The following is a 20,235-nucleotide window of genomic DNA, read 5'->3' on the forward strand; positions in this document are numbered from 1 at the left end:
TGCCGCCCACCGCGCGCGCCTGCAGCGACGCGAGCGCCGCCGCCAGCCGGCGCCGTCCGCGCGCAAGCCGCGACATCACCGTACCGACCGGCAGGTCCGCAATCGTCGCGATCTCGCGATAACTGAGCTCCTCCAGTTCGCGCAGCACCATCACCTCGCGATACTCGGCCGGCAACTGCTCGAGCGCCTCGTGCACGAGCCGCGCGTCCTGGTCGCGCATCATCAGCGTCTCGGGGTCGGCGTGCGGCTCGCTCCAGCCTTCGAACATCGCATCGTCGAGGTTCTCGTCGAACTCGACCGAATGGCGCGACATCTCGCGCTTCTGCCATTCGCTGTACCAGGTGCGCCGCACGATCGTGAGCAGCCACGGTCGCGCGTTGTCGCCGTGGAACATGTCGAAATAGCGGAATGCGCGCATATACGCGTCCTGCACGATGTCTTCGGCATCGTTCGGATTGCCGCACAACCAGCGCGCAAGGTTAAAAGCCGCATCGAGATGCGGCAGCGCCATCTGCTGGAAGCGGGCGCTGCGCTGTGCGGCATCACTGTCGGTTTCGATCACCGGAGCCCTCCGAACGTTACGGCTGCTATACCGGCTACGCGACGAGTTTATTCCCGTGCCGCGCGCGATTCGCAAAAAATAAAGCGGGAATAAAAAACCTCGCCGCCAGGTTCGACAGGCAACCGGAACCTGAGAGGAGCGATCCATGCAAACCACCCTTCGTCATCTGAAACGGCGCGATTTCCTGAAGCTGGCCGCGGTCGGCGGCGCAGCGTTCGCGTCGGCGCTGCCCGGCTTCACGTACGGGCGCGACCGGGACTTTTACTTCGTCCAGCTATCGGATTCGCACTGGGGCTTCGAAGGCCCGGCCGTCAATCCGGATGCGAAAGGCACGCTGCCGAAGGCCATCGCGGCGGTCAACGCGCTGCCCGTCAAGCCGGACTTCGTGATCTTCACCGGCGACCTCACGCACACCACCGACGACCCGATGCTGCGCCGCGAACGGATGCAACAGTTCGAGACGATCGTCGCGCAATTGAACGTCAAGCCGCTCTATCTGATGCCGGGCGAACACGATGCGAGCCTCGACGCGGGCGCCGCCTACAAGGAGCGTTTCGGCGCGACTCACTACACGTTCGACCACAAGGGCGTGCACTTCATCACGCTCGACAACGTGTCGGATCCGGCGGGCCGCGTCGGCGCCGAGCAGATCGCGTGGCTTGCCGCCGATATCGACCGGCAGCCGCAGGACGCGCGCATCGTCGTCTTCACGCACCGGCCGCTGTTCGACCTCGCGCCGCAATGGGACTGGGCGACGCGCGACGGCGCGCAGGTGATCGACGTCTTGACGCGGCGCCAGAACGTCACCGTGTTCTACGGACACATCCATCAGGAGCATCACACGATGACCGGCAATATCGCGCACCACGCGGCGCGCTCGCTGATGTTCCCGCTGCCTGCGCCCGGCTCGCAGGAAAAGCGGCTGCCGGTGCCGTGGGATGCGGCGGCGCCCTACCGCGGGCTCGGCTGGCGCCAGGTCGAGGTGAACGGCCAGCCGCGCGCGTTTGCGCTGAACGAAATGCCGGTCCGCAACCCGAGCGCAACCTGACCTGAGGACATGTGATGCAAACCAACACCCCCCACGCGCCGCGGAATGCCGCCCGTCGCAAATGGCTGATGCTGGCAGGCGCGGCGGCCGCGCTCACGGCGCTGTCGCGCATCCCGGCGCGGGCGGCCACGCCGCGCGTGATCCAGGTGCACGCGAAGCGCTTCGTGTTCACGCCGAATCAGATCAAGCTCGCGCCGCACGAGTCGGTCGTGTTCGAACTGACCTCCGAAGACGTCCCGATGGGCTTTTCGATTCCGCAATACGGGGTGCGCGCCGACGTGCCGCCGGGGCCGCCGGTGCGGCTCGCGGCGCAGGCGGGCGAAGCCGGCAACGTCGAGTTTCTGTGCGACATTTTTTGCGGCTCGGGGCACGAAACCATGAACGGGTCGCTGATCGTCGGATGAAAGCGCGGGCGGCGGCGCACTGCCCCGTCGCCCTTCGCCGCTACGTCTCGCCCGTCCAATACCCCGGCTGCGCGTACGCCGCTTTCAGATAATCGATGAAATACCGCACCTTCGCCGGCACGAACCGCTGCTGCGGATACACCGCGACAATGTCGTAATCGGGCAACGCATACTCGTCGAGCACGGTTTCGAGTTCGCCGCGTACGAGCTGCTGCTGCACTTCCCACGTCGAGCGCCAGCCGAGCCCCAGCCCTTCGGACACCCAACGGTGCAGCAACTCGCCGTCGTTGCAATCGAGCGTGCCGCCGACGCGCACCGTCACGAGCTTGCCGTTGCGCCGGAAGTACCAGCCGCGGTTCTGCCCGCCTTGCAGGTTGAACGCGAGGCAATTGTGCTGCGGCAGATCGTCGAGCGTTCTGGGCCGTCCGTGCCTCGCGAAGTAGGCGGGCGTGCCGCACACGACGCGCCGGTTCGACGCGAGCTTGACCGCGACGAAGTTCGGATCGACCGCGCCGCCGATGCGGATCGACAGGTCGTAGCCCTCGCGCACGAGGTCGACCACGCGGTCGGTCAGATTGAACGACACCTGCAGTTCGGGCTTGTCCGCCAGAAACGCGGATGCGAGCGGCGCGACGTGCTTGCGCCCGAACGCAGCCGGCGCCGACACGATCAGATGGCCGCTCACGCCGCGGTGCCCGGCGCTCAGTTCGTTCTCCGCCTGATCCCAGTCGGCGAGCATTCCACGGCAGCGTTCGAGGAAGGCGGCCCCCTCTTCGCTGACGACGAGCCGCCGGGTGGAGCGGTACATCAGCTTGACGCCGACCCGCTTTTCGAGCGCGTCGATACGGCGCCCAAGGATGACCGGCGACACCCCTTCCTCGAGCGCCGCGGCCGCGAGACTGCCCGCATCCGCGACGCGCACGAAGGTTTCGATCTGCTTGAAGCGGTCCATCCCGGTCTCCCATTCAGCCCTGTTAAAGCTGGCTAGCCCGATATCGATTAGATACTTTTTGTATCGGAATAAACAACTCAGGGTGATCTTATCAAACCTTTGAGGCAGGCCTAAAGTGCGAGGAACGCCCCATTTCCCACTTAGCAGGACCCTCCGAGGAGACATTCATGGCCAAGATGAGAGCCGTCGACGCAGCCGTACTCGTGCTCGAAAAGGAAGGCATCGACACCGCGTTCGGCGTGCCGGGCGCCGCGATCAACCCGTTCTATTCCGCGATGCGCAAGGCGGGCAATATCAGCCACGTGCTCGCGCGTCACGTCGAAGGCGCGTCGCATATGGCCGAAGGCTACACGCGCGCCGCGCCCGGCAATATCGGCGTGTGCATCGGCACGTCGGGGCCGGCCGGCACCGACATGATCACCGGCCTCTACTCGGCCTCCGCCGATTCGATTCCGATTCTCGCGATCACCGGCCAGGCGCCGCGCGCGCGCCTCTACAAGGAAGACTTCCAGGCCGTCGATATCGAATCGATCGCCAAGCCCGTCACCAAATGGGCGGTCACCGTCCGCGAGCCGGCGCTCGTGCCGCGCGTGTTCCAGCAGGCATTCCACCTGATGCGCTCGGGCCGCCCGGGTCCGGTGCTGGTCGACCTGCCGATCGATGTGCAACTGGCCGAAATCGAGTTCGATATCGCGACCTACGAACCGCTGCCGATCTACAAGCCGAAGGCGAGCCGCGGGCAGATCGAAGCGGCGTTGAAGATGCTGAACGACGCGGAAAAGCCGCTGATCGTCTCGGGCGGCGGCGTGATCAACGCGGCAGCCGAAGACCTGCTCGTGCAATTCGCCGAAACGCTCGGCGTGCCGGTCATCCCGACGTTGATGTCGTGGGGCGCGATTCCCGACGACCATCCGCTGATGGCCGGCATGGTCGGCCTGCAGACGTCGCACCGCTACGGCAACGCGACGATGCTCGCGTCGGACTTCGTGCTCGGCATCGGCAACCGCTGGGCGAACCGCCATACCGGCAGCATCGAGGTTTACACCAAGGGCCGTAAGTTCGTGCACGTGGATATCGAGCCGACGCAGATCGGCCGCGTGTTCGGGCCGGATCTCGGCATCGTGTCCGACGCGAAGGCGGCGCTCGAACTGTTCGTCGAAGTCGCGAAGGAATGGAAAGCGGCGGCCAAGCTGAAGAACCGCGGCGCATGGGTCGAGCAATGCCAGGAGCGCAAGCGCACGATGCTGCGCAAGACGCACTTCGACAACGTGCCGGTCAAGCCGCAGCGCGTCTACGAAGAGATGAACAAGGTATTCGGCCGCGACACCTGCTATGTGAGCACGATCGGTCTGTCGCAGATCGCGGGCGCGCAGTTCCTGCATGTGTTCAAGGCGCGCAACTGGATCAACTGCGGCCAGGCGGGCCCGCTCGGCTGGACCATTCCGGCCGCGCTCGGCGTGCGTGCGGCGGACCCGCAGCGTCCGATCGTCGCGCTGTCCGGCGACTACGACTTCCAGTTCATGATCGAAGAGCTCGCGGCCGGCGCTCAGTTCAAGCTGCCGTACGTGCACGTGGTGGTGAATAACTCGTACCTCGGCCTGATCCGTCAGGCGCAGCGCGCGTTCGACATGGACTACTGCGTACAGCTCGCGTTCGACAATATCAACGCGCCGGAAGTGGAAGGCTATGGCGTCGATCACGTCGCGGTCGCAGAAGGTCTCGGCTGCAAGGCGTTGCGCGTGTTCAAGCCGGAAGAGATCGCACCGGCGCTGAAGAAAGCGCAGTCGATGCTCTCCGAGTTCAACGTGCCGGTGGTCGTCGAAGTCATTCTGGAACGCGTGACCAACATTTCGATGGGCACGGAAATCGACGCGGTCAACGAGTTCGAAGAGCTCGCCGAATCGCACAAGGATGCGCCGACGTCGATCAGCGCACTCAGCGCGCTGGACTGAGCGAGCGTCGCGCCTGATCGTTCGCCCGCTTGCCCGACTCGGGCGAGCGAGGCGATCGATGCCGCGCGCTCGCACAGTCGACGTCGGGTGACCCGCGCGCGCTGCGCTGCGTCGCGCGCCGTGGGACATCACGCCGATTCGTCGCTTCTGTTTTTGCCGGACCTGCCGGAGACGGCCTGAAAAAGCCGTCCGCGGGACGCTGTTCATCTGACCGACCAGAGACACACAATGCCGAAATTCGCTGCCAATCTGACCATGCTGTTCAATGAAGTCCCGTTCCTCGAGCGCTTTGCCGCCGCGGCCAACGCGGGCTTCGATGCTGTCGAATTCCTGTTCCCCTATCCGTACAAAACCGCTGAACTGGCCGAGCGTCTGCAGCAAAACCGCCTGAAGCTGGTGCTGCACAACCTGCCGGCCGGTAACTGGGAAGCCGGCGAGCGCGGCATCGCGTGCCTGCCGGATCGCGTCGGCGAGTTCCAGGAAGGCGTGGGCCGCGCGATCGAATACGCGAAAGCGTTGAAGGTGCCGCAGCTGAATTGCCTCGTCGGCATTCCGACCGCGGGCGTCGATGCGGACAAGGCGCGCGCGACGATCGTCGACAACCTGCGGTTTGCCGCTGCCGCGTTGAAGAAGGAAGGCATCCGGCTGCTGGTCGAGCCTTGCAACTCGTACGATATACCGGGTTTCGCGCTGAACCGCTCCGCCGAAGGGCTGGACGTGATCCGCGCGGTCGGCTCCGACAACCTGTTCCTGCAATACGACATCTATCACATGCAGCGGATGGAAGGCGAACTCGCGGCGACCATCAAAAAGAATTTCGCGTCGATTGCGCATATCCAGCTGGCCGACAACCCCGGCCGCAACGAACCCGGCACCGGCGAAATCCACTACCCGTTCCTGTTCGATCTGCTCGACTCGCTCGGCTATGCGGGTTATATCGGCTGCGAGTACAAGCCGCGCAAGACGACCACCGAAGGACTCGGCTGGCTCAAACAGCTTGCGCGCGCAACGGCCTGAACGCAGCGACGCTGACCCGCACTTCAAACTTTTACTGGATGTCACTGGAGAGTATGCAATGGCAAAGATCGGTTTCATCGGCCTCGGCATCATGGGCTCGCATATGGCGCGCAACCTTCTCAAGGGCGGTCACACGCTGATTGTGAATGGCGCCTACCCGGTGCCGGACGATCTGACCAGAACGACGACCGTGGTCAAGAATTCGACCGCCGTCGCGCAAGCGTCCGAGATCGTCGTGATCATGGTGCCGGATACGCCGGATGTCGCCAACGTGCTGTTCGCCGATGACGGCGTCGCCGCGGGCCTGAGCAAGGGCAAGCTCGTAATCGACATGAGCTCGATCTCGCCGCTCGAAACGCAGGCGTTCGCGAAGAAGGTCAACGAGCTCGGCTGCGATTATCTCGACGCGCCGGTGTCCGGCGGCGAAATCGGCGCGCGCGACGCGACGCTGACGATCATGGTCGGCGGTCCGCAGAAAGCGTTCGATCAGGCCAAGCCGCTGTTCGACCTGATGGGCAAGAACGTCTCGCTGATCGGCGATAACGGCGCGGGTCAGACCTGCAAGGTTGCGAATCAGATCATCGTCGCGCTGAATATCGAAGCAGTCGCGGAGGCGCTGCTGTTCGCCGCACGCTCGGGCGCCGATCCGGAACGCGTACGCCGCGCGCTGATGGGCGGCTTCGCCGCGTCGCGCATTCTCGAAGTGCATGGCGAGCGGATGACCAAACGCACGTTCAATCCGGGTTTCCGTATCGAGCTGCACCAGAAGGATCTGAATCTCGCGCTCGACGGTGCGCGCAAGCTCGGTATCGCGCTGCCGAACACCGCCAGCGCGCAACAGCTGTTCAGCGTGTGCGCAGCGAATGGCGGCAAGGCGTGGGATCACTCGGCGATGGTGCGCGCGCTCGAGATCATGGCGAACTTCGAAGTCGCGCAGGCGCCCGCCAGCGACGCGAAGGCCGCGTAGAAGCAAACACGCAATCGAGGCGATCGGGCAAGCAACGCCTTGTCGCCAGCAACTCGGGTTGCCGCAACATGGCGTGCACGTGGATCGGTTCGACAGCCGGCGCGTGAACGATTCCTCGCGGCAGCCCTCAGGTGGGGCGTCCGGTCCGATGCGCGCAGCGCGGCGGACTGGACAAATCAAGCCGCTCTGGGCTGAGAGCGGTGAGTGGGGTCCGCAGCGGCACCCGGCGGCGACGAGGAAGCCTTGGTCGGTCAGACGTCGTCGTCGGGTGTCCGCCTGTCGGATGTCCTCGTGCTGCCGCATGCGCGCGCATTGCGGCGCGCAGCGCACCTGCGCGACGGCTAGCACCGCACATACTGTCCCGGTTGAAAGATCCGCAACAGATACTCTTTCATCGACGGCGCGAAATCCGGCCGCTCGATCGTGTCGGGCGCATGCGCGAACGACGCGAAGCGAAATTGCACCGGGTACGTCTGATCGAGATAGTTCTGCAACTCGTCGCGTGTCTTGAACGGCGTGAAGTCGACTACGCAGGAGCGCGCATGCTGGTCCGCGATCCGCGACTTCAGGTCGGCAGCCGTGTCCGGAATGCGATAAGGCGCCGCCTGCATTTCGAGGACCGTTTTCCCCGGCGGATAGTAAAGGCCGTAGAAGCCATCGACGAGCGGCGCCACATCGGGCAGCCGCAAGTTCACGATAACGTCCGCGTCCGTGTTTTCGCTGTGGTGTCGAACCAATGCATGCGGCGGAAAGACATAGCCGTTCGCAAGCGCGTCTTTCAGCTGGAACGGCAGCAACAGGTCTTGCGCGACAAGCAGAGAAAACACGCCGTACACCGCAACCGGCAGCGCCGGGTAAATGCGCGACCGCGCGCGCGTCATCATGCCGATCGATGCGGCCGCAACGAACGTCAACCCGTAGCTGATCGTCCGCGGCGAATACAGATCGTATTGCGTCTGCGTGCGCAGATAAAACGCGAGCAGCAGAAAAGCGACGCCCGAGAACATCAGCAGCCGGCAAGCGCGCGCGTCGCCATCGCCGCGCACGGCACGGCCGGGTTGCAACGGCCACGCGCCATATTTTCTCGCGAGCCAAAGCAGCAGCACGGCCGCGACGCTGAACCACACGCCTTCCTTCGCGAGCTGCACGACGAACTTGACGGTCAGGAAACCGAACGTCTCAGGCGCGGGAATGCGGCCCATGCCCGTGCCGAAACCGGTCATCTGGATGTTGAACTTCTGGTACGCAACGAAGAAGACGGCGGACAGCACAAAGGCCGGCAGCGCGACGAGCGCCGTCTTCCTGCCGTACGCGAGCCACACGCCAATAAAGATGGCCGCGGCAAAGGGCGCGAAGAAGTAGCGGGCCGAACAGCCGGCCACCAGGAACAGCGCCAGCAACGACACGTTCCAGTATCGTCTTTCGCCGCGATGGATGCGCGAAATCGCGTACACGGCACCGCAAAACGCGAACAGAAAGAGGTTTTCGGACCACGTGTACTGATACAACCCGATCGACAGCGGATTGATGATGATCAGCGCGGGCACGAGCACGTTGCGGAAGGTCTTCATCAACAGCCAGAATCCGCCGAACGCGAGTATCAGGTTGGTCGCCTTGCTGCTCAGCATCAGGCTCGCGATATCGTGTGCGGGCGCCGTCAACGCGATCGCGAGCGGGTAGCCGCACGGGAAGACCGCGAAGTACGCGCCGTCGACCGTGCAGCCGCGGCCGTCGCGGATCGACTGCGCGAGATGCAGGTAATTCCACGAGTCGACCGTCAGGAAGCCGAACGCGCCGGCTGCGAGCGCGCCGGCGGCAAGCACGATAAAGATCGCCAGACAATACGCAGATCGCGTCGAGCTCCAACGGCTCACCATCGATTGCGACCGCGCCCGCTGCACGCGCATCGGCGGCGCCGCCTCGATGCTGGCCGATGATGCGGGCGTGATGGTCAGCCCACGCAAAACGCCCGTCATCCACCGGTAAAACTGGCCCGCTTCCATCTTCGCATGTCCTCCAACGGCGTCGTGAGCTTCGCGCAACGACCGTCGGCCGGCCCGTTGCATCGAACGATGCGGCCGCTGTACGAGCGGCCGATGGCAGTCGAGGGGACACGCCGCCACGCGAGCTTGCGAGCGGGCAATATCGTCACGCCGCGGCGACCGCCGGATCTGCTCCGGCGCCGCGGCTCCCCCCGGGTTGGCCGCGGGCGCGGTGCGCGCCGCGGCCCACTGTTGTCGTACTAGATGGCCAGCACCATGCTGATCGCGCACAGTCCGATCACCGCACCGCTCACGCGGTCCTTGAATGTGAACACGATCGGGTCGTCATGCATCTGGCCGCGAAACGCGAACATCCAGATCCGGCTGACCCAGTACAGCGTCAGCGCGAACACCGCCCACAGCAACTGCGGATGCCGGTACATCTGCGTGAGTTCCGGCGAATTCAGATAAAGCGCGAGCACCAGCACCGCGAGATACGCGGAGGACGTGCCGAACGAGCGCAGAATCGACATATCCTGCGTGATATAGCCGCGCCCCGCCGCTTCCATTCTGCCCTGACGCAGAATGCTCTCGAGCTCGACGTAGCGCTTCACCATCGCAAGGCTCAGGAAGATCGGCACGCAAAAGAGAATCAGCCAGTACGACAGCGTGATGTCGGTGGCCGCGCCGCCCGCGATCACACGCACCGTGTACAGGCACGCAAGCGTGAACACATCGATGAGCGCCATGCGTTTCAGGCTGAACGAGTACGCGACGGTTGCCGCCAGATACGCGGCGAGCACCGCGCCGAAGTGCCACGGCAGCAACGTCGCGAGCCCGATGCCGCCGGCAAGCAGCGCAACGGTCACGACGATGCCCAGCGACAGCGGCAGATGCCCCGACGCGAACGGGCGGCTGCGCTTGCGTTCGTGACGGCGGTCGGCGTCGAGGTCGAGCATATCGTTGAGCAGATACACCGACGATGCACTGAGATTGAACGACGCGAACGCGATACAGGCCTCGAGCATCACATGCGGATCCGCGAAGCGGTGTGCGGTCAGCACCGGCACGAAAATCAGCACGTTCTTGACCCACTGGTGCACGCGCATCTCTTTCAGCACGAGCGGCACGATGCGGCGCTTGCTTTCGAAGAAGATGATCGCTTCGTTGACCTTGCGCGCGGCAGCCGCGATATGCCGGTCGCCGACCACGATCGCGCGGCGCGCGCGACGCCACACCGGCACGTCGGCGAGCGCATCGCCGCAATAGTCGAAGCCCTGGTCGCCGAACTCCGCCACCAGCACATCGGCCTTGTTGCGGCCAAGCAGATTGCGCTCGGCGGTGCTCGCGAGCACGCCCTTGAAGAGGCCGAAGTGCTCGGCCACCTGGCTTGCAAAACGATGATTGGACGCCGTGCACAGATACAGCGACCGGCCGGTGGAATGCTCGTCGCGCAGATAGTCGACCAGTTGGCTGTTGTACGGCAACACGCCGACATCGAGCGTCACGCGTTTGGCGATCTGCTCTTTCAGATGCGCCTTGCCGTGCAGCAGCCACGCGAGACAAAGGAAAATGGCCCATGGGTTGTGCTTCACCAGCACCAGGAACCCTTCGAGAAGAAAATCCGTACGCGTGAGCGTGCCGTCCAGATCGACGCATAACGGAATTGCCGTATTCGCCATGAATACCTCGTTCACCTGACGTTTTTCTTCAACGCACTGCTTGCGCAGTCGGGTCCGGACGGCCCGCTTCATTTCGCATCCGGAACGGCGGCAACAGCGGAAGATGTCGTCGCGAGCAATCCGCATACGGAATGCGCGACGACCAGGGCCATGCTATCGATGCATCCGGCGCGGCTCTGTGCGGCACCGCACCGCGAGCTCAAGCGAACACGAAACGCTTGTCGAGGTGGTACTTCGCGAGATAGCCGAGCGTCAGTCCGAGCGCACCGCCTGCAAGGCGTGCCGGCTCGGTATGGAAGATGGCCTGCGCGCTGAACTCGACGGCCCAGAAGAGCGCGGTCGTGCCCAGCCCCATCACGACGTACAGCGTGAATGTCTGGAGGCCATGCGCGACGCTGCGATGCGGGTAGCGAAAAATCCAGGCCTTGTCGAGCATGTATTTGACGACGAGCCCGACGCCGGTGCCGACGCATACCGACAACGGCACCGCAAGCCATCCGCTATAGAGCCAGAACGAAAGCTTCTGGCTCGCGAGGTTGGCGACAATCGACAATGCCGCGAATGTCGCGTACCACACGACGAGCCGCGAACGGTTAAGCGGCGTCGCAGCCGCAGCGAGTGCCGGGCCGCTCATCGTGGCGCCGCCTGGCGAACATCGCGAAGCGACAGCAGGCTTCGCGCGTTTGCGCACGCAAGCGTCCGGTGTGGTCTGCATAGCGCCGGCCGCTTCACAGCGACACCCGTTTGAAAACGAAGCCCGGCAGCGCGCGGATGACCAGCATGATGCCGCTCCAGAACCACGGCGTGTACAGCGCATCCTTGCCGCGCTCGACCGCGCGCACGATATCGGCCGCAACCCGCTCCGGCGACGCGACCAGCGGGCCCGGCAGCGACAGGCCCGCTGTCATCGGCGTATCGACGAAGCCTGGTTTGATCGTCAGCACGCGTACGCCGGATTTGAAGAGGCGCGCGCGCAGACCTTCGCAGAAGGTCGCGACCGCCGCTTTCGCCGCGCCGTACACATAGTTCGACGGCCGGCCGCGGTCGCCCGCCACCGACGCGATCACCGCGAGCGTGCCGCTGCGCTGGCTTTCTAACAGGCCCGCCAGCAGCGTAAGCAGGGCGATCGTCGAGATCGCGTTGGTCGACAGTTCGTGCAACGCGGCGCCGACGTCGCGCTCGCACTGTGTCTGATCGGGCAGCGAACCGTGCGCGATCAGCACGATATCGATACTCCCCAGCGCGCGGCGGCATGCGTCGAGCATCGCCGGATGCTGCAGATGATCATTCATGTCGAGCACATGGGTCAGCACATTGCCCGCGCCGCGCACGCGCAGATCCTGCGCCACGGCGTCGAGCCGCAACGGCTGACGGCCGGTCAGGAACAGGTTGGCGCCCTGCTCCGCCCAACGCCGCGCGCAGGCGGCCGCGATGGCGGACGAGCCGCCGACGATCAGAACATTCTTCATGACTGTGTGGTCCGTTGCCAGAATCGCGACATCAAGGCCGGATCGCGATTGCGTTCGAGTTGGTGCCACGCCGGATACGCAGCGCGAAAACATGCGCCGCTCATATGCGCATCTTTCGCTGGATATTGACGGCCGCCCGCTTCGCTGACGATCGCGTCGAGCCGTTGAAAGAGCGCATCGTTGCGGCGCGCGTGTTGAGGAAAATCCAGTGCGAGCGACACGCCTTGCATCGGAAACGAGAGCAGACCTGGCGACGCGAGCGCGCCGCAACGCTTGAGCACCGCGAGAAACGAGCCCGAGCCGCTGTGCGCAATTGCCGCGAGAATCGCTTTGAGCGCGTCACGCGCGGCCGCTTCAGGAATTACGCACTGATGCTGCTGGAAACCGCGCTGGCCGTAGATGCGGTTCCAGTGCAGGATGCTGTCGAGCGGATACAGGAAGCGGATCAGATCGACATCCGCATGTGCGCTGCGCTGTCGTTGACGCCGGTAATACAGCGCGTTGAACGGCTTTAACGTATAGCGGTTGATCAGCGATAGCGGCAGCGCGAACGGCACGGTGCGCACGCGCGCCGCGGGCATCGACAGATCGCCGTGCGTCGCGTGGTCGCCGCACATATAGAGACCGCGCCCGAGCGCCGCGCCGTTTGCAAGGCAATCGACCCACGCGACACCGTATTCATGCTGCGGATCGAGTTCGTTCGACAGCGCGAAAAAACCGTCGAGATTGTCGAAGCGGATCGACGTGGTCGAGATGCGGCTCGACTGCACCGGCATCAACTGGATTTCGACCCACTCGATCACGCCGGTGAGACCGAGGCCGCCGATCGTCGCGCGAAACAGTTCGTCGTTTTCACCGGGCGCGCATTCAGCGGGGGCGCGGTCCGAGCGCAGCAGCGAAAAACGCCGCACGTGCCGCCCAAAGGTGCCGCGCACGTGATGGTTTTTGCCATGGACGTCATTGGCCACCGCGCCGGCGAGCGTCACGAACTGCGTGCCGGGCGTGACCGGCAGCATCCAGCCGCGCGGCACCGACAGCGCGAGCACGTCGCCGAGCGTCACGCCCGCTTCGGCCCTGAGTACGCCGTTCGTCCAGTCCGCGCTGATAAAGCGGCCGACGGCGCGCATATGCAGCACATGGTCGGTTGCCGCGAGGCAGCTGTCGCCGTAGCTGCGGCCGTTGCCGAACGCGAGCGTCGTGCCGAAGCGCGCGCTCACGCGCTCCAGTTCCGCCTGGATCGCGTCGCGCCACGCTAACGGGTGGCTCGATTGGGGCGCGTGAGGATAGTGCCCCCACGACTGCAGCTTCGACGCGCTCATGGGCTCGACCGTGGTCCGAATGAGCGCGATGGTAGCGGCGACGCAAAGGCGTGACCGTGGGTTGCAGCACAAAGGCTGAAGAAAGTCCGGCGGCCGGAGAAGGAAAGTCGTGTGACCGTGGCGGCAGCGAGGCGGCCCGGGTCGGGCCGCTGAAGATACCGTGAGCCGGCGCCGTGCGTCGCTACGACGAGCCTGCGCAGCGCGCCGCCGTTACCGAACGGGTCAGAACAGGTCGAACGCCCGTTGCAATTCCGCCGGCCCGGCATGGCCGGCCGCGAGCGCCAGCATCAGCAGCACACGCGCCTTGTAAGGATTCAACGAGTTCGCGGTGACGAAGCCGAGCGCGTCATCCGGCGCGGCGCCATTGTGCATCACATGGCCCGATCCCACGCGCGACGCGCGCACGACTGCGACGCCCCGCGCGAGCGCATCGGCAAGCGCCTGCTGCAGCGACACGTGCATCGAACCGTTGCCCGTGCCCGCCACGACGATGCCGCGCACACCGGCCTGCACCAGCGCATCGACTTGCAAGCGCGTCGCCCCCGCATAACTCGCGACAATTTCCACCATCGGCCATCCATCGGCTGCGACGGGTTCGATCGTCAGTCCGGTCGACACCGTGTGAGGCCGCAGGACACCGCGCAGAAATTCGACCCGCTCGTCTTGCACCCAGCCGAGTGCGCCGACTTCCGGCGAATGAAATGCGTCGACGGCGAAGGTGCTCGTCTTCACGACGTCGCGCGCGCTGTGGATCCGGTTGTTAAACGCGACCAGCACGCCCTGCCCGTGTGCCGCGCGATTCGCCGCGACGCTCACCGCATTGAGCAGGTTCAGCGGCCCGTCTGCCGACAGCGCGGTCGACGGCCGCATCGCCGCGGTCAGCACCACAGGCTTCGTGCTCTGCACGGTCAGATGCAACAGATACGCGGTTTCTTCGAGCGTGTCGGTGCCGTGCGTAATCACGATGCCGTCGACCGCGTCGGTTGCGAGCAGCGCGTTGACCCGTTGCACGAGCGTCGTCCACAGCGCGAGCGACATGTCCTTGCTATCGATGCTCGCGACCTGCTCCGCGTGGATGTTCGCAAGCGTCGACAGCGCCGGCACCGCCGCAAGCAGTTGCGCCACGCCGACGACACCCGCCTGGTAGCCCGCGGTGCGGGTTGCATCGTGCGCCGAGCCGGCGATCGTGCCGCCCGTCGCGAGCACCGCGATGCGCGACAGCACGCGCGGCGGCGCGGAGGAAAAGGACGAGGAAGAAGAGGTATTCATGGCGGCGATTGTAAGCGATGCGCATACGAGCGCTCGCCTGCGCCGCGGGCCTGTCACCGTACAGCCGCAATACCGGATGGCGGCAGCGGTGTGCGGCGGCGGACCAACCGGCATCGCGCAAACAAGCTGCACGCGCGGCGCCGCGCCAATCACGCCATTGCCGGGCAGCTATCATCAGGCAACTACCCGGCTGCAGCCCGGCTACCGGGCGTCAATCAAGCCGCTACGACGCCACCACCACGCCACGCTCAAGCCACTTCCCGCAATTGCGCCGCGATTTCCGCTTCGTTCAATTGCGGTGCGAACATCTCGATCAGGCGGTACGCATAAGCGCGCAGGAACGCGCCTTTGCGCAGGCCGACGCGCGTCGTGCTCGCTTCGAACAGATGTTGCGTATCGAGCGCGACGAGCTCGCTGTCGCGTTTCGGATCGAACGCCATCGCCGCGACAATGCCCACGCCCATGCCGAGCTCGACATAGGTCTTGATCACGTCGGCATCGATCGCGGTCAGCACGACGTCGGGCATCGCGCCCGCCTTCGTGAACGCCTGGTCCACATGCGAGCGGCCGGTGAAGTCCTGGTCGTACGTGACGATCGGATATTCGGCAATCTCCTCGAGCGTCAGGTTCGCGCGGCCGACGAGCGGATGGTCCTTCGGCACGACGACCACGTGATGCCACGAATAGCACGGGAACGTGACGATGTCCGGATACCGGTCGAGCGCTTCGGTCGAGATACCGATATCCGCTTCGCCGTTGATGATCATCTGCGCGATCTGCTGCGGGTTGCCCTGGCGCAGCGCGAGATGCACTTTCGGGAACACGTCGGTGAACTGACGGATCACTTTCGGCAGCGCATAGCGCGCCTGCGTGTGCGTGGTCGCGACGACGAGGTGGCCGTTGTCCTGATCCGCATATTGCCGGGCGACACGCCGCAGGTTTTCCGCATCGAGCAGCATCCGCTCGATCAGCTGATGCACCGCCTTGCCCGGCTCGGTCAGACCGGTGAGCCGCTTGCCGCGGCGAATAAAGATATCGACGCCGAGTTCGTCCTCGAGGTCCTTGATCTGTTTCGACACGCCCGACTGCGACGTGTACAGCACGTTCGCGACTTCGGTCAGGTTCATGTTCTGGCGCACGGCCTCGCGCACGAAGCGCAACTGCTGGAAGTTCATTGTTGTCTCCATCGCTGCGACGACGCGCGCGAAGTGAAATTGGTATTGAAAGAGGACATCGCGCGAGCCGCGGCGGTGCAGGCCGCCGCTCGCCTTTACCGCTGTGCGGGGAACACGCGCAGCGTGCGCGGCACCGCGGTGACCGCGTCGCCGACCGCGAGCTGCAATTCGCGCCACGCTTCGCGATCGAGCTCCGCTTCGAGCACCGTCGCGTCGAGCCCTTCCAGCTCGACGCGCACCGCGCCGCCAAGCGTCACGACACGCCGCACGCCGAGCGCGATGCCATCGCGACGGCCGCCCGCCTCGCCATACAGCACGAGATCGTGCGGACGCACATACGCGAGCGCCGGGCCTTCGAAGCCCGCATCGACGGCGATCGGCTGCGCGGCGCCGTCCGCGACGAAGCCCGCTTTGCCGACGCTGCCACGCAGCCGGTTCGCCGCACCGAGAAACTCGTAGACAAACGACGTCTGCGGATGGTCGTACACATCCTGCGGACCACCGACCTGTTCGACATGTCCGTGATTCATCACGACGATACGGTCCGCGACTTCGAGCGCTTCTTCCTGGTCATGCGTGACGAAGATGGTCGAAATATGCAGATCGTCGTGCAGGCGGCGCAACCAGCCGCGCAACTCCTTGCGCACCTTCGCGTCGAGCGCACCGAACGGCTCGTCGAGCAGCAACACTTTCGGCTCGACCGCCAGCGCACGCGCCAGCGCGATGCGCTGGCGCTGCCCGCCCGACAGCTCCGACGGATAGCGCGGCGCGAGCCAGTCGAGTTGCACGAGCTTGAGCAGCTCGTGCACCTTCTCGCGAATCACCGCGTCGGACGGCCGCTCGTTGCGCGGCTTCACGCGCAGGCCGAAAGCGACATTCTCGAAGACCGTCATATGCCGGAACAGCGCGTAGTGCTGGAACACGAAGCCGACCTGGCGCTCGCGCGCGCGCACATCGGCGACATCCTGTCCCTGCAGCACGACCTGTCCCGCGTCCGCGAACTCGAGGCCGGCAATCACGCGCAGCAGCGTGGTCTTGCCGCAACCGGACGGCCCGAGCAGCGCGACCAGCTCGCCGGGCGGGAAATCGAGCGACACGTTGTCGAGCGCGGTGAAGTCGCCGAAGCGCTTGTGCAGATTACGAACGGTGATACCCATCTGATGCGACTCCTTATTGGACCTGGCGGCCGGCAGCGGCCGCGCCGGACGGCGCCGCCTGTGCTGCGGAACCCGCGGAACCCGTGGAACCGGGCACGGCGGCAGCAGCAACGTTTGCCGCCTGCGCATCGGCGCGCTGCGACGACACGTCCGCGGCCATATGACGCTCGGCAAGCAGCTTGAGCGCAAGCGTCACCAGCGCGAGCAACGCGAGCAGCGACGCCACGGCGAACGCCGCCGAGAAGTTGTATTCGTTGTAGAGAATTTCGACGTGCAGCGGCATCGTGTCGGTCTGGCCGCGAATATGACCCGACACCACCGACACCGCGCCGAACTCGCCCATCGCACGCGCATTGCACAGAATCACGCCGTACAGCAGGCCCCATTTCACGTTCGGCAGCGTCACGCGGCGAAAGATCTGCCAGCCCGTCGCGCCGAGCACATGCGCGGCTTCTTCTTCATCGGTGCCTTGCGCCTGCATCAGCGGAATCAGCTCGCGCGCGACAAACGGAAACGTGACGAATACGGTCGCGAGCACGATGCCGGGCACCGCGAACACGATCTCCACGTTGTGCGCCTGCAGCCACGGGCCGAACCAGCCCTGTGCGCCGAACATCAGCACGTAGATCAAGCCGGCAATGACCGGCGACACCGAAAACGGCAGATCGATCAGCGTCGTCAGCAGCGCCTTGCCGCGGAACTCGAACTTCGCGATACACCACGACGCCGCGAGCCCGAACGCCAGGTTGAGCGGCACCGCGATGACCGCGGTCAGCAACGTCAATTTGATTGCGGACAGCGCATCCGGATCGGCGAGCGCTTCCAGATAGAACGCGAGACCCTTGCTGAGCGCCTGATAAAACACCGCGGCGAGCGGCACGACAAGAAACAGCACGAGAAACAGCAGCGCGATGCCCGTCAGTATCCAGCGGACCGCGCGCGACTCGCTGACCGGGTCGTCGCGGCGAGCCGCCCGCGCAGCCGGGCGACGCGTATTCGACAGCACGACGGAATCGTCGCTCATCGCGCACCTCCGTCCGCTGCGGCGGCTACTGCATGAGCGGGCGCCGCCGGCGCCGCGCTGCGGCTCGTGCGGCGCCGCAGGTACCACTGCAGCGTATTGATAAAGAGCAGCATCAGGAACGACACCACCAGCATCACGACCGCAATCGACGTCGCGCCTGCATAGTCGTATTGCTCGAGCTTCGTGATGATCAGCAGCGACGTGATTTCAGACTTCATCGGCACATTGCCCGCGATAAAGATCACCGAACCGTACTCGCCGAGCGCCCGCGCGAACGCGAGTGCGAAGCCGGTCAACAGCGCGGGAAACACCGCCGGCAGCACGACGCGCCGGAAGGTCAGCCAGCGCGATGCGCCGAGGCACGCGGCCGCCTCCTCCTGCTCTCGCTCGAACTCTTCGAGCACCGGCTGCACCGTGCGCACCACGAACGGCAAGCCGATAAACGTCAACGCGACCAGCACGCCGGCCGGCGTGAACGCGATCTTGATGCCGAGCGGTTCGAGAAACTGGCCGATCCAGCCGTTGCCCGCGTAGACCGCGGCGAGCGAAATGCCCGCGACCGAGGTCGGCAGCGCGAACGGCAGATCGACGATCGCATCGACGATGCGCTTGAACGGGAACGTATAGCGGGTCAGCACCCACGCGACCAGAAAGCCGAACACCGCGTTGATCAGCGCGCCGCCCAGCGCCGCGCAAAACGTCAGCCGGTACGATGCGAGCACGCGCGGCGATGCGACCGCGCGCACGAACTGGCTCCAGTCGAGCGTCGCCGTCTTCAGGAAGGTGGACGCGAGTGGAATCAGCACCACGAGGCTCAGATACGCCACCGTGATACCGAGTGTGAGGCCGAAGCCGGGCAACGCGCTCGGCTTGCGGAAGGTCAACGTCGTCATGCTCAATACTCTTTCCAGGTTGTGCCCAGGGTGCGGTGCGCAGGCCTCGCTGCGCAAGCCTCGTGAAGAAGCTCAAAAGCGCGCCCGAAGGCGCGCCTGCCTGACCGCATCCGCCGCGGCGGAACTACTGCGGCTGATAGATCGAATCGAACACGCCGCCATCGGCAAAGTGTGTTTTCTGCGCGTTCGCCCAGCCGCCGAACGTATCGTCGACCGTGTAGAGCTTCAGCTTCGGAAACTTCGCGGTCAGCGCCGCTGGCACCTTGTCCGAACGCGGACGGTAGAAATTCTTCGCGGCGATTTCCTGCCCCTCCTCGCTATACAGAAAGTTCAGATACGCGTCGGCCAGCTTGCGCGTGCCGTGCCGGTCGACCACTTTGTCGACCACCGCGACCGGCGGTTCCGCGAGAATGCTCACCGACGGCACGACAATCTCGAACTTGTCCGACCCGAACTCCTTCTGCGACAGAAACGCCTCGTTTTCCCACGCGATCAGCACGTCGCCGATGCCGCGCTGCACGAAGCTGGTCGTCGCGCCGCGCGCGCCGGAGTCGAGCACGCCCGCGTTCCTGTACAGCCTCGACACGAACTCTTTCGCCTTCTGCTCATTGCCGCCCGGCTGTTTCAGCGCGTACGCCCATGCGGCCAGATAGTTCCAGCGCGCGCCGCCCGAGGTCTTCGGGTTCGGCGTCACGATCGACACGCCCGGCTTCACCAGATCGTCCCAGTCCCTGATGTGCTTCGGGTTGCCCTTGCGCACGAGGAAGACGATCGTCGACGTGTACGGCGACGCGTTGTCCGGCAGACGCTTCTGCCAGTCCTTGTCCACGAGACCCTTGCTGGCGAGCGCGTCGATGTCGTATGCGAGCGCGAGTGTCACGACGTCCGCCTGCAGGCCGTCGAGCACCGAACGCGCCTGCGCGCCCGAGCCGCCATGCGATTGCTTGAAGGTCACCGACTCGCCGGTTTGCGCCTTCCATTGTTTGCCGAAAGCCGCGTTGATGTCCTGGTACAGCTCGCGCGTCGGGTCGTACGACACGTTGAGCAGCGTCGTATCAGCATGCGCCTGCGTCGCGACGCCTAGTGCCGCAACCGCACTGACGGCCAGCCAGGCGAAGAATCTTTTCGTGCGCGCCGCCGTGCGCGTCTGCGCGCGTGCCGCCCACCCCGTGCTGCCGTTGATCATTTCTGTTCTCCGCTTATCGGTGATCCACAAGCGCGCGGTAGCGGCGTGCCGCCCTTGTCCGCCGTGCCTGTGTTGATTTGCGGCCAGTCTATCCGCGCGGCTTCATCATTAAAAATAATGTTTCTTCATTTTTTAATACGCAAAAGTGGTAATGACAGCCGGACGCGGTGTTGCAGC

18 protein-coding genes are annotated in these 20,235 nt (G+C 65.0%); 5 read left to right on the forward strand and 13 right to left on the reverse strand.

What is annotated here, in order from left to right:
* Positions 1 to 562, reverse strand: a 562-nt coding sequence (locus HV675_RS14045; protein WP_425496136.1) for an RNA polymerase sigma factor, incomplete at its 3' end; no start/stop codon positions are given.
* Between the two features lie 145 nt (positions 563 to 707).
* On the opposite strand from HV675_RS14045, the gene HV675_RS14050 reads away from it, so the two are divergent.
* Together HV675_RS14050 and HV675_RS14055 are read left to right on the forward strand one after the other, a co-directional pair.
* Positions 708 to 1,610 (forward strand): metallophosphoesterase family protein, encoded by a 903-nt coding sequence (locus tag HV675_RS14050; RefSeq protein ID WP_175111527.1) that lies wholly within the window; start codon positions 708 to 710, stop codon positions 1,608 to 1,610.
* Between the two features lie 14 nt (positions 1,611 to 1,624).
* Entirely contained in the window at positions 1,625 to 2,014 is a 390-nt protein-coding gene (locus HV675_RS14055; protein WP_175111528.1) for a cupredoxin domain-containing protein, read from the forward strand.
* 40 nt (positions 2,015 to 2,054) lie between these two features.
* Here the strand turns inward: HV675_RS14055 and HV675_RS14060 are convergent, their stop codons facing one another.
* A complete protein-coding gene (locus tag HV675_RS14060) occupies positions 2,055 to 2,966 on the reverse strand; it encodes a substrate binding domain-containing protein (RefSeq protein ID WP_175111529.1) in 912 nt (303 codons plus the stop codon).
* Between the two features lie 167 nt (positions 2,967 to 3,133).
* Here HV675_RS14060 and gcl point away from each other — a divergent pair, with 167 nt between their 5' ends.
* The 3 genes from gcl to HV675_RS14075 all read left to right on the forward strand — a co-directional run bounded on the left by gcl (position 3,134) and on the right by HV675_RS14075 (position 6,902).
* Positions 3,134 to 4,918, forward strand: a complete 1,785-nt coding sequence (gcl, locus tag HV675_RS14065) for a glyoxylate carboligase (RefSeq protein WP_175111530.1) — start codon at positions 3,134 to 3,136, stop codon at positions 4,916 to 4,918.
* A gap of 228 nt (positions 4,919 to 5,146) precedes the next feature.
* Positions 5,147 to 5,935, forward strand: coding sequence for a hydroxypyruvate isomerase (gene hyi, locus HV675_RS14070; RefSeq protein ID WP_175111531.1), 789 nt, complete (start codon positions 5,147 to 5,149; stop codon positions 5,933 to 5,935).
* 58 nt (positions 5,936 to 5,993) lie between these two features.
* Positions 5,994 to 6,902 (forward strand): 2-hydroxy-3-oxopropionate reductase, encoded by a 909-nt coding sequence (locus tag HV675_RS14075; RefSeq protein ID WP_175111532.1) that lies wholly within the window; start codon positions 5,994 to 5,996, stop codon positions 6,900 to 6,902.
* Between the two features lie 341 nt (positions 6,903 to 7,243).
* Here the strand turns inward: HV675_RS14075 and HV675_RS14080 are convergent, their stop codons facing one another.
* From HV675_RS14080 to HV675_RS14130, 11 genes are all read right to left on the reverse strand, one after another.
* Positions 7,244 to 8,944 carry a hypothetical protein gene (locus tag HV675_RS14080; protein ID WP_175111533.1) on the reverse strand — a complete coding sequence of 567 codons (1,701 nt, stop codon included), beginning with the start codon at positions 8,942 to 8,944 and terminating at the stop codon, positions 7,244 to 7,246.
* A gap of 200 nt (positions 8,945 to 9,144) precedes the next feature.
* Positions 9,145 to 10,566, reverse strand: a complete 1,422-nt coding sequence (locus HV675_RS14085; protein ID WP_175111534.1) for a UbiA family prenyltransferase — start codon at positions 10,564 to 10,566, stop codon at positions 9,145 to 9,147.
* Positions 10,567 to 10,765: 199 nt separating this feature from the next.
* Entirely contained in the window at positions 10,766 to 11,200 is a 435-nt protein-coding gene (locus HV675_RS14090) for a GtrA family protein (protein WP_175111535.1), read from the reverse strand.
* A gap of 94 nt (positions 11,201 to 11,294) precedes the next feature.
* A complete protein-coding gene (locus tag HV675_RS14095; RefSeq protein ID WP_175111536.1) occupies positions 11,295 to 12,035 on the reverse strand; it encodes an SDR family oxidoreductase in 741 nt (246 codons plus the stop codon).
* A complete protein-coding gene (locus HV675_RS14100; RefSeq protein ID WP_175111537.1) occupies positions 12,032 to 13,354 on the reverse strand; it encodes an FAD-binding oxidoreductase in 1,323 nt (440 codons plus the stop codon). The genes HV675_RS14095 and HV675_RS14100 overlap by 4 nt, the downstream gene beginning before the upstream one ends.
* 222 nt (positions 13,355 to 13,576) lie before the next feature.
* A complete protein-coding gene (locus HV675_RS14105; RefSeq protein ID WP_175111538.1) occupies positions 13,577 to 14,623 on the reverse strand; it encodes an asparaginase in 1,047 nt (348 codons plus the stop codon).
* 248 nt (positions 14,624 to 14,871) lie between these two features.
* Positions 14,872 to 15,798: a CysB family HTH-type transcriptional regulator gene (locus tag HV675_RS14110; RefSeq protein ID WP_175111539.1), complete on the reverse strand. Its 927-nt coding sequence runs from the start codon at positions 15,796 to 15,798 to the stop codon at positions 14,872 to 14,874.
* Positions 15,799 to 15,893: 95 nt separating this feature from the next.
* A complete protein-coding gene (locus HV675_RS14115; RefSeq protein ID WP_175111540.1) occupies positions 15,894 to 16,955 on the reverse strand; it encodes a sulfate/molybdate ABC transporter ATP-binding protein in 1,062 nt (353 codons plus the stop codon).
* A gap of 13 nt (positions 16,956 to 16,968) precedes the next feature.
* A complete protein-coding gene (cysW, locus tag HV675_RS14120) occupies positions 16,969 to 17,979 on the reverse strand; it encodes a sulfate ABC transporter permease subunit CysW (RefSeq protein WP_175111541.1) in 1,011 nt (336 codons plus the stop codon).
* Positions 17,976 to 18,872, reverse strand: a complete 897-nt coding sequence (gene cysT / locus HV675_RS14125) for a sulfate ABC transporter permease subunit CysT (protein ID WP_175111542.1) — start codon at positions 18,870 to 18,872, stop codon at positions 17,976 to 17,978. The genes cysW and cysT overlap by 4 nt, the downstream gene beginning before the upstream one ends.
* Before the next feature lie 124 nt (positions 18,873 to 18,996).
* Positions 18,997 to 20,058, reverse strand: coding sequence for a sulfate ABC transporter substrate-binding protein (locus HV675_RS14130; protein ID WP_175111543.1), 1,062 nt, complete (start codon positions 20,056 to 20,058; stop codon positions 18,997 to 18,999).
* Positions 20,059 to 20,235 lie beyond the last annotated feature (177 nt).

Origin of the sequence: Paraburkholderia solisilvae (assembly GCF_902859875.1) — a bacterium.
Classification (GTDB): domain Bacteria; phylum Pseudomonadota; class Gammaproteobacteria; order Burkholderiales; family Burkholderiaceae; genus Paraburkholderia; species Paraburkholderia solisilvae.